The organism is Candidatus Latescibacter sp. (genome assembly GCA_030692375.1).
Lineage (GTDB): Bacteria > Latescibacterota > Latescibacteria > Latescibacterales > Latescibacteraceae > JAUYCD01.
Window position 1 is genome coordinate 1 of record JAUYCD010000112.1, and the last position, 7,665, is coordinate 7,665.

Here is a 7,665-nt window from a genome sequence, read left to right on the forward strand (position 1 = left end):
CGGAAGAATTTTGCTCTTTTTCATTTTGCACCTACAAGGTGTGTGGAAATCCAAAAATATAGTTTATCATAACACCTTGTAATATATACTATTTATACAAATAATGCAAGTACTTTTTATAAAATTATCGCTGGATTGGGGTTAACAACATAACCGAAAAATATAATCAGCAGCTTAGAAAAAAGAAAGGAATCCATCATGCGTCAGAAACGAGTTCTGGTAACCGGCGGGGCGGGATTCCTCGGATCCCATCTCTGCGACCGGCTCGTGGCCAGCGGATACGATGTAATCTGTCTCGATAACTTTTTTACCGGATCGAAGCGTAATATCTATCACCTACTCGACAAACCGAATTTCGAGCTTATCCGTCACGATGTAACTCTGCCCATCTACCTGGAAGTGGATGAAATATACAACCTGGCCTGTCCCGCCTCGCCGGTTTTTTACCAGAAGGATCCTATTCAAACCACCAAAGTGAATGTGCTCGGGGCAATTAACATGCTTGGAATGGCCAAGCGGGTCAAAGCCAAAATCCTTCAGGCCTCTACAAGCGAGGTTTACGGCGATCCCGAGGTTCATCCCCAGAAGGAAACGTACTGGGGGCGGGTAAATCCCATCGGACCGCGCGCCTGCTATGATGAAGGGAAACGCTGCGCCGAGACTCTCTTTTTCGATTACTACACCCAGAACCATGTGAATATCCGGGTTATCCGCATCTTTAACACCTATGGTCCCCGGATGAGCTCCGATGATGGACGTGTGATCTCCAACTTTATCGTCCAGTCACTGGGAGGCGAAGATATAACTATTTTCGGCGACGGCAGCCACACCCGCTCTTTCTGCTATGTGGACGATCTCATCGAGGGAATGGTGCGCATGATGGACGGCCCGGACGATTTCATCGGCCCGGTGAACCTGGGCAACGAGGGGGAGTTCACCATCCGGGAACTGGCTGAGAAAGTAATCTCCCTGACCGGCTCTCATTCTAAAATTGTTTCCATGCCGCTGCCGCAGGATGACCCTGCCAAAAGAAAGCCGGATATCACCCTCGCATTCCAAAAACTCGGCTGGCGCCCGGTGGTCACGCTGGAGAAGGGGCTCGAAAAGACGATTGCATATTTCCGGAACCAGTTTTAAAACTCGATGTCAGGTTGCAAGCCGGGGTCCAAGTTAATCTCGGGAATTACCGCACGCACTCCGGCAGCCGGGTCCGCCGATTCGATAAAGTTGGCCGGGGTGTTTGAGGAAAATTTGATCTTTTGTGTCAGGGCGGTGAAAATATCCCGTTCGTTTCCGAGGATTTTCGCCAGGGTTACACGGTCGAGAGTTTCCAGCCAGCGTTTGATATCCCGGCTTTTCAATGCCTGGAGAAACTGTCCGGTAATTTCTTCCCTGGAATGAAAAACGGGGCGGGATAGCAGTCCCTTTCTGGCAAGGAGAATAGAGCGGGCGTTACGGTCATGGAGTACCCCCGGGAAAACCCCGGCGCCTCGGTCAATACCTGTCCACCAGCCCAGGCTGCACATGTAGACGGTAAGAACGGTCAGGGCGGTAAGCCACATTTTCTCCCCGACTCCTTCTTCCCAGAGAAAAGCCAGCGGTACGACGAGAAAGGGGAGTACGGGAATCATCTGGCGGGCGCACACGCTCTCGCCTGTGACCGGGACGGCGCTGGACACTGTCTGGATAAAAGAGAGCAGGATCACACTTCCCGATATGATGGCTGTTTCCTGCCGGTCGCTGCGCCACATGACCAAAAGGCCGGAGGGAACCAGGATGATCGCCGGCATGAGATACATCATGCCCAGCGGATTATCGAGAAGGATTTTCCAGATTTTCAAAAGCCAGTTTGTCTGAGGATCTCCGATATGGTAGGAAGAGGGGTCGTAGAGGTTATACGGCATGGTAAAGATAAATTGAACATATTCTCCGGTAAAATGACGGTTCACAGCAATAAACAGGGCAAAAGGCAGAAAAAATCCCAGTACATGGAAATGAATATCATGGTCTGACCATTCCCATCTCCCTTTCTCCAATGCGATCAATATCAGAACAGGGACAATGATAAACGCCATCACCGGCTGAAAAAAAAGATTAAGCCCGGCTGCAAATCCGCAAAAGAATGAATTGAGGGGAGTTCGTCCATTTGAAAGACCATATAAAAACAAGAGAAGTGTCAGAAGGGCCAGTACCTGGCCTGCCGGTTCGGAGAAAGCGCTGGCGGCAAAGAACAGGTTGGGAGTAGCAAATGCCAGAAAGAGGGTCGAGATGATGGCAAGGGGGAAAGACACCATTTCGAACATCAGGAAAAAGAAGAGGAGGGCGGAGAGCCACAGGATAAAGCTGTTGGTATAATACGGCCCGGCCTTGCCCCAGACTGCGGTCAGAGGCAGGCTGAGGAATGAAAATCCCAGGGGATGTTTGCGGGAAAGGGATTCCGGATCGTTCAGGTTTCCCTCCAGCATATCGCTGGTGATGGAATAACCGGACCATTCGTCCATCCGGAAAGGCGGGTAATGTTCCGCCATGACATAGTTGTTTTCCGCATGAGGAGTACCGGGTACCCCGGGTAAAAAACATGATTCAAAAAAAGATATACTCCCAGAATAATCACCGACATCGCCATGAACACCGCAAATCTCTTCGCGGTCATGCCCAGAGGGAAATGAACGGTCGATAAAATAGAAAGGTCTTCCTGGGATGACAGGGTAACTCCTTCCCATCTTTTTTCTTCCATACCTGAACCTGCCTTATTCCGGTTTTTTTACAAGGGAAAGTTTGTATAAAACAAATACCAAAGACGGAATGAAACAGCAAGTGTTTTTTCCGACAGGTTAATATAAATTTTTTTAAGCAAATACTTGACTAATCTTGTCATGTTTTATATATTATCTCCACAAGCGGAGAACCAATCATGTTGAAGCTTTCAAATAAAGGCCTTTACGGTATCAAGGCCCTCTATGAACTGGCCAGGAATTACGGAGGCTTGCCGGTTACCATACGGGAAATATCCGAGCATCACGGCATGCCGGTGCCATTCCTCGTCCAGGTTCTCCACAGGCTGCGTCAGGCGGGCATCGTTGAAAGCCGACGGGGTATCAACGGCGGTTATATGCTCTCGCGGTCGCCGGAGGCGATCACCCTGGGGGATGCAGTACGCGCCCTCGATGGGCCTATAGCGCTCTGCGACTGCCTGCAGCAGGTGGAACCCGGCTATTTGGACCGGATAACGGGATGTGTAACATCGAGCATCTACCGCCGGCTGGGGCAGGAGGTGGAGAAAGCTTTCGATTCGGTAACTCTCCAGGAGCTTGCCGCCCAAGCGCCGGAAAAGACTTCTGTCGGGAAATGTTGAAAAAAAACATCAAACTAAAGGAGAGAATTCAGGAGTCAGAATACAGAATAGAAATTTTAACGGGTATGTCGTTAAGAAAGCTAAGGTGATCATCCGAAAGGTTAATCCCCCCTACCCCCCTTACTAAGGGGGGAAAAACAAAATTGTATTACCATGTAAACATTTACTAGAATTTGACAGAACTCTCTTCCTGAATTCCCCCCTTGCGGGGTCCCCGCTCGTACGAAGTACGAGTGGGGTGCAATAAGGGGGGATGCCGAAGGCAGGGGGGATATTTAAAGACACGGGAGCATTCAATTTCTCCCATTTACTGTATATTGCTGACTGAACGACATACCTATAAAAACTTTTTTACTTTGCACCTTTTTTTATTCTGGCTCCTGGCTCCTGGATTCTTCTATTCTCTCTTTCATCATCAACTTTTTTTATACTTGGAGAATCTATGAAGACACATTACTATTTTGATCATAACGCGACCACGCCGATCCGTCCCGAAGTTCTCGAAGCCATGATGCCCTTCCTTACCGGGCAGTACGGTAATGCATCCAGCCCCCATGCACTGGGGCAGGCGGCACGGAGGGCGCTCGAAGACAGCCGCTCCCGCATAGCTGCTCTTTTGGGAGCGGAACCGGATGAGATCGTATTCACCGGCTGCGGAACTGAGTCCGATAACATCGCCATAACCGGCAGCCTCATGAGCTCGTCGAAAGAGAAAAACGGCCTGGTCACCACACTCGTGGAACACAGCGCGGTGCTGAATACGGGGAAAATGCTCGAGAAGAAGGATTTGAAAGTCGTTTTTGCCGGAGTGGACAGCGAGTGCCGGCTGGACATTGATTTTCTCAGACAGGCAGTCGGCAGGGAAACCGGCCTGGTGAGCATCATGTTCGGAAATAACGAAACGGGGGTGATACAACCGATCCGTGAAGCCGCTGAGACAGCTCATGCAGCCGGGGCGCTTTTCCATACAGATGCGGTCCAGGCGGCGGGGAAGATTCCTATTCATGTGAAGGAGATGGGCATCGATATGCTCTCCATGTCCGCGCACAAGATGAACGCTCCGAAAGGGCTAGGCCTCTTTTACATCCGCAGGGGAATCCCCATAACGCCTCTGACGTACGGCGGCCATCACGAGCATGGAATCCGTCCCGGAACAGAGAATGTTGCGGGAATCGTGGGTTTTGCCAGGGCATTTGAACTGGCGGTGAGAGAAATGAAAACCGAGGGGGAGAAGCTTTCAAAACTGCGCGACCGGATGGAGAGTTCGATTGAAAATCTTATCCCGGATGTGCTTTTCAACGGAAGAAAAGCCGTGCGCCTTCCCGGAACATCCAACATCTCGTTTCTTGGTGTGGACGGCGAGGCGCTGCTCATCAGCATGGACATGGAAGGCCTTGCGGTATCCACAGGCTCGGCCTGCACCTCGGGAGAGGTTGCGCCTTCTCATGTACTGGTCGCGATGGGAGTCGATCCCAGAACTGCTACGAGTTCACTCCGTTTCAGCATGGGGTGGGGAACGACGGATGAAGGTGTGGATCATATCCTGGAGGTTTTGCCGGGAATAGTAAACCGCCTCCGCAGGGTATCGGGCGGGGTAGTCGGAGAGTGTGTGACTACTGATGTATAATTCCGCCGCCGATACATGTTGATAAGAGCGGAGATTGTGGTATCTGACAGGATTTACAAGATTTTGTTGTTGTCTTTTTCTTATCTTGTGAATCCTGTTAATCCTGTCAAAATTTTCAAATCTTTTTCTCTCAATCAAGATGAAGTATAGTTATTCGAAAATACCAATTACATTTTTATACATACATTTAACGGAGGAAATCATGTATACTGAAAAGGTTATGGATCATTTCGAACATCCCCGCAATGTGGGAACCATTGAGAATCCCGACGGTCTCGGGAAACAGGGGAATCCTATATGCGGCGATGTTATGGAGCTTGCCATAAAGGTAAAAAATGATGTTATAGAAGACATCAAGTTTCGGACATTCGGATGCTGCGCCGCAATCGCCACTTCATCCATGGTTACCGAGATGGTGAAAGGGAAAACCATCGAGGAGGCGGAAAAGATAAGCAAGCAGGCTGTGGCGGAGGCGCTGGACGGGCTTCCGCCTGCGAAAATGCACTGTTCCAACCTGGCCGCCGAAGCTCTGCAGGACGCCATACGGGATTACCGCGAAAAGCTCAAGGTCAAAGGTTGATTTCATCCCGGCACACTGGCTTCGACATGCTCAGCCAGCGCAGTTCAGCCAGCGGGCACTGAGCTTGTCGAAGTGCGAGGTGAGGTAGAAAAGATGCAGGTGTTTTCAGGAACAGATCCTTCCGATTACTCTTCGCGGCAGGTCGCGGTAGCGATGAGCGGGGGGGTGGACAGTTCCCTCGCCGCCATACTTCTCAGGGAAGCCGGATTCGAAGTGGTCGGTCTGACCATGGTGCTCTGGGATTATGACCGCTGTGGGGGCGCCCATACCCGGGGATGCTGCGATCTTTCCGCTGTCAACGATGCCCGCGAAGTGGCCGGAGCGGCGGGTATTCCTCACTATACGGTAAATCTTCGCGAAGAATTCGACCGCATTGTGGTGGAAGATTTCGTGAACAACTACCTTTCCGGGCGTACCCCCAATCCCTGTGTGATATGCAATACTGCAATCAAGTGGGAGGCTTTGCTCCGGAAAGCACGGTCGATCGGGTGCGACCTTATCGCCACCGGTCATTATGCGAGAATCGGTTCACACCCGGACGGCACATTTTCGCTCCTTACCGGCGTCGACGCAGCCAAGGACCAGTCCTATTTCCTCTGGGGCCTGCGGTCTTCCGAACTGGCGGCTACCCTTTTCCCTCTCGGCGCCATGACCAAAATTAAAACACGCAGTGAAGCCTCCAGGAGGAACCTCCGCACCGCATACCGGAGCGAAAGCCAGGAAATCTGTTTCATTGCCGATAATGATTACGGAAGGTTTCTCCGTCACCGGCTCGGGGGCAGGCTTCCTGTTCCCCTTACACCGGGCGATATTCTTGACACTTCCGGGAGAATCATCGGGAGGCACCGCGGGGCAGCTTTCTACACGGTCGGACAGCGTCGCGGACTTGGAGCGGCTCTCGGATATCCGGCTTATGTCGCCCGTGTAGACGCCGAGGCAAACACCATCACTGTAGGAGGCAGGGAAGATATTCTTTCCCGGTCGATGATGGTGACTGGATTAAGCTGGGTACGGGGATTCCCCCCGGCGGTGACTTTTTCATGCGAAGTGCGGATTCGGTACCGTCACCGGGGTGTTCGCGCGGAGGTGCAGGTGACTCCCGAAGGTCTCCGAGTGGCTTTTGAAACTCCCCAGTCGGCGGTGACACCCGGCCAGAGCGCGGTTTTCTACGATGATGATACAGTACTTGGCGGTGGAATCATCCAGTCAAATGACCTTCAGAATTGAATATATAAAGTTGTCTAAAACTCCCTCAGAATAGTTGCTACTATCCTTTATGTGCCTGCTATCGGTTATAATGGATACTTGACGTTTTTATTGTGCCTCCCTGGCACATGATAGCGATAATTGTCCTGAAAATTACCAATGAGAGACAGCTCTCCATTGATTCATATCGGGATGTAATGGAGTGTTTTACGCAAAATAATATCGCAATCGTTCAATCCGAGACAATATCTCGGCGAACGTTTGCGATAGTATTTCAGGTAACACAGAGCTGTATGATGTGAAAGGGTGGATACCTGTCTCTCGTTGACGATTTTTTTATGCGATCAGCGAACCTATCATTAAATATTCGAAATATTTTAAAAAATAACTTGCTTGAAGTGTCTGAACGTTATATTATGATATTGGCAACAAAAATACTGGGAGTTGTTAGCCCTCATGATTTTGATATGGGGAATGTCGGCTTATAGATTATAGGAGATTGTTAAGGATATGATCGCATACCTCATCTTGGTGCATCGGTATCCCCGCCAGTTCAAAAGACTCTTTAGGGCAATTTACCATCCCGCCAACTACTACTTGGTACATGTGGATAAGGGAGCAGGTGTTGGATTACAGACGGAGATACAAGATTTCTTGTCGAGCTTTGCCAACGCATCCTTGCTGAAAAGCCAAAGCATTCTTTGGGGGGGATACAGCATGGTAGATGCTGAATTGCGAGGCATCGAGGAGTTATTGAAGATCAGCTCGGAATGGGAATTCTTCATAAACCTTAGCGGACAGGATTTCCCCCTAAAGTCGCAGACGCACATCAAAGAGTTTCTTAGCCGCTATAGAGCAACCGATTTTATCAAGGTGGCTAACCAGAGCAAGTTCCGT

General features: G+C 50.3%; 8 protein-coding genes. 6 read left to right on the forward strand and 2 right to left on the reverse strand.

The window, feature by feature from the left end:
- Window positions 1–198 precede the first annotated feature (198 nt).
- A complete protein-coding gene (locus Q8O92_07235) occupies window positions 199–1,137 on the forward strand; it encodes an SDR family oxidoreductase (protein MDP2983105.1) in 939 nt (312 codons plus the stop codon).
- Here Q8O92_07235 and Q8O92_07240 read toward each other — a convergent pair.
- Together Q8O92_07240 and Q8O92_07245 are read right to left on the reverse strand one after the other, a co-directional pair.
- A complete protein-coding gene (locus Q8O92_07240) occupies window positions 1,134–2,528 on the reverse strand; it encodes a hypothetical protein (protein MDP2983106.1) in 1,395 nt (464 codons plus the stop codon). The two genes, Q8O92_07235 and Q8O92_07240, sit on opposite strands and share 4 nt — an antisense overlap.
- Entirely contained in the window at window positions 2,447–2,737 is a 291-nt protein-coding gene (locus Q8O92_07245; protein ID MDP2983107.1) for a hypothetical protein, read from the reverse strand. Before Q8O92_07245 ends, Q8O92_07240 begins: the two co-directional genes overlap by 82 nt.
- A gap of 177 nt (window positions 2,738–2,914) precedes the next feature.
- Here Q8O92_07245 and Q8O92_07250 point away from each other — a divergent pair, with 177 nt between their 5' ends.
- The 5 genes from Q8O92_07250 to Q8O92_07270 all read left to right on the forward strand — a co-directional run.
- A complete protein-coding gene (locus Q8O92_07250) occupies window positions 2,915–3,355 on the forward strand; it encodes an Rrf2 family transcriptional regulator (protein ID MDP2983108.1) in 441 nt (146 codons plus the stop codon).
- Window positions 3,356–3,797: 442 nt separating this feature from the next.
- Window positions 3,798–4,982 (forward strand): aminotransferase class V-fold PLP-dependent enzyme, encoded by a 1,185-nt coding sequence (locus Q8O92_07255; GenBank protein MDP2983109.1) that lies wholly within the window; start codon window positions 3,798–3,800, stop codon window positions 4,980–4,982.
- Window positions 4,983–5,184: 202 nt separating this feature from the next.
- A complete protein-coding gene (nifU, locus tag Q8O92_07260; protein ID MDP2983110.1) occupies window positions 5,185–5,562 on the forward strand; it encodes a Fe-S cluster assembly scaffold protein NifU in 378 nt (125 codons plus the stop codon).
- A 93-nt stretch (window positions 5,563–5,655) separates the two neighbouring features.
- Complete coding sequence (mnmA, locus tag Q8O92_07265) at window positions 5,656–6,789, forward strand: tRNA 2-thiouridine(34) synthase MnmA (GenBank protein MDP2983111.1); 1,134 nt, start codon at window positions 5,656–5,658, stop codon at window positions 6,787–6,789.
- Between the two features lie 489 nt (window positions 6,790–7,278).
- The coding region (locus tag Q8O92_07270; protein MDP2983112.1) for a beta-1,6-N-acetylglucosaminyltransferase at window positions 7,279–7,665 on the forward strand (387 nt) is incomplete at its 3' end.

Excerpts from the sequence above, each read along its gene's own strand:
- Q8O92_07235 (MDP2983105.1), top strand. The coding sequence starts at position 199 with ATGCGTCAGAAACGAGTTCTGGTAACCGGCGGGGCGGGATTCCTCGGA.
- Q8O92_07240 (MDP2983106.1), bottom strand. The coding sequence starts at position 2,528 with ATGGCGGAACATTACCCGCCTTTCCGGATGGACGAATGGTCCGGTTAT.
- Q8O92_07245 (MDP2983107.1), bottom strand. The coding sequence starts at position 2,737 with ATGGAAGAAAAAAGATGGGAAGGAGTTACCCTGTCATCCCAGGAAGAC.
- Q8O92_07250 (MDP2983108.1), top strand. The coding sequence starts at position 2,915 with ATGTTGAAGCTTTCAAATAAAGGCCTTTACGGTATCAAGGCCCTCTAT.
- Q8O92_07255 (MDP2983109.1), top strand. The coding sequence starts at position 3,798 with ATGAAGACACATTACTATTTTGATCATAACGCGACCACGCCGATCCGT.
- nifU (MDP2983110.1), top strand. The coding sequence starts at position 5,185 with ATGTATACTGAAAAGGTTATGGATCATTTCGAACATCCCCGCAATGTG.
- mnmA (MDP2983111.1), top strand. The coding sequence starts at position 5,656 with ATGCAGGTGTTTTCAGGAACAGATCCTTCCGATTACTCTTCGCGGCAG.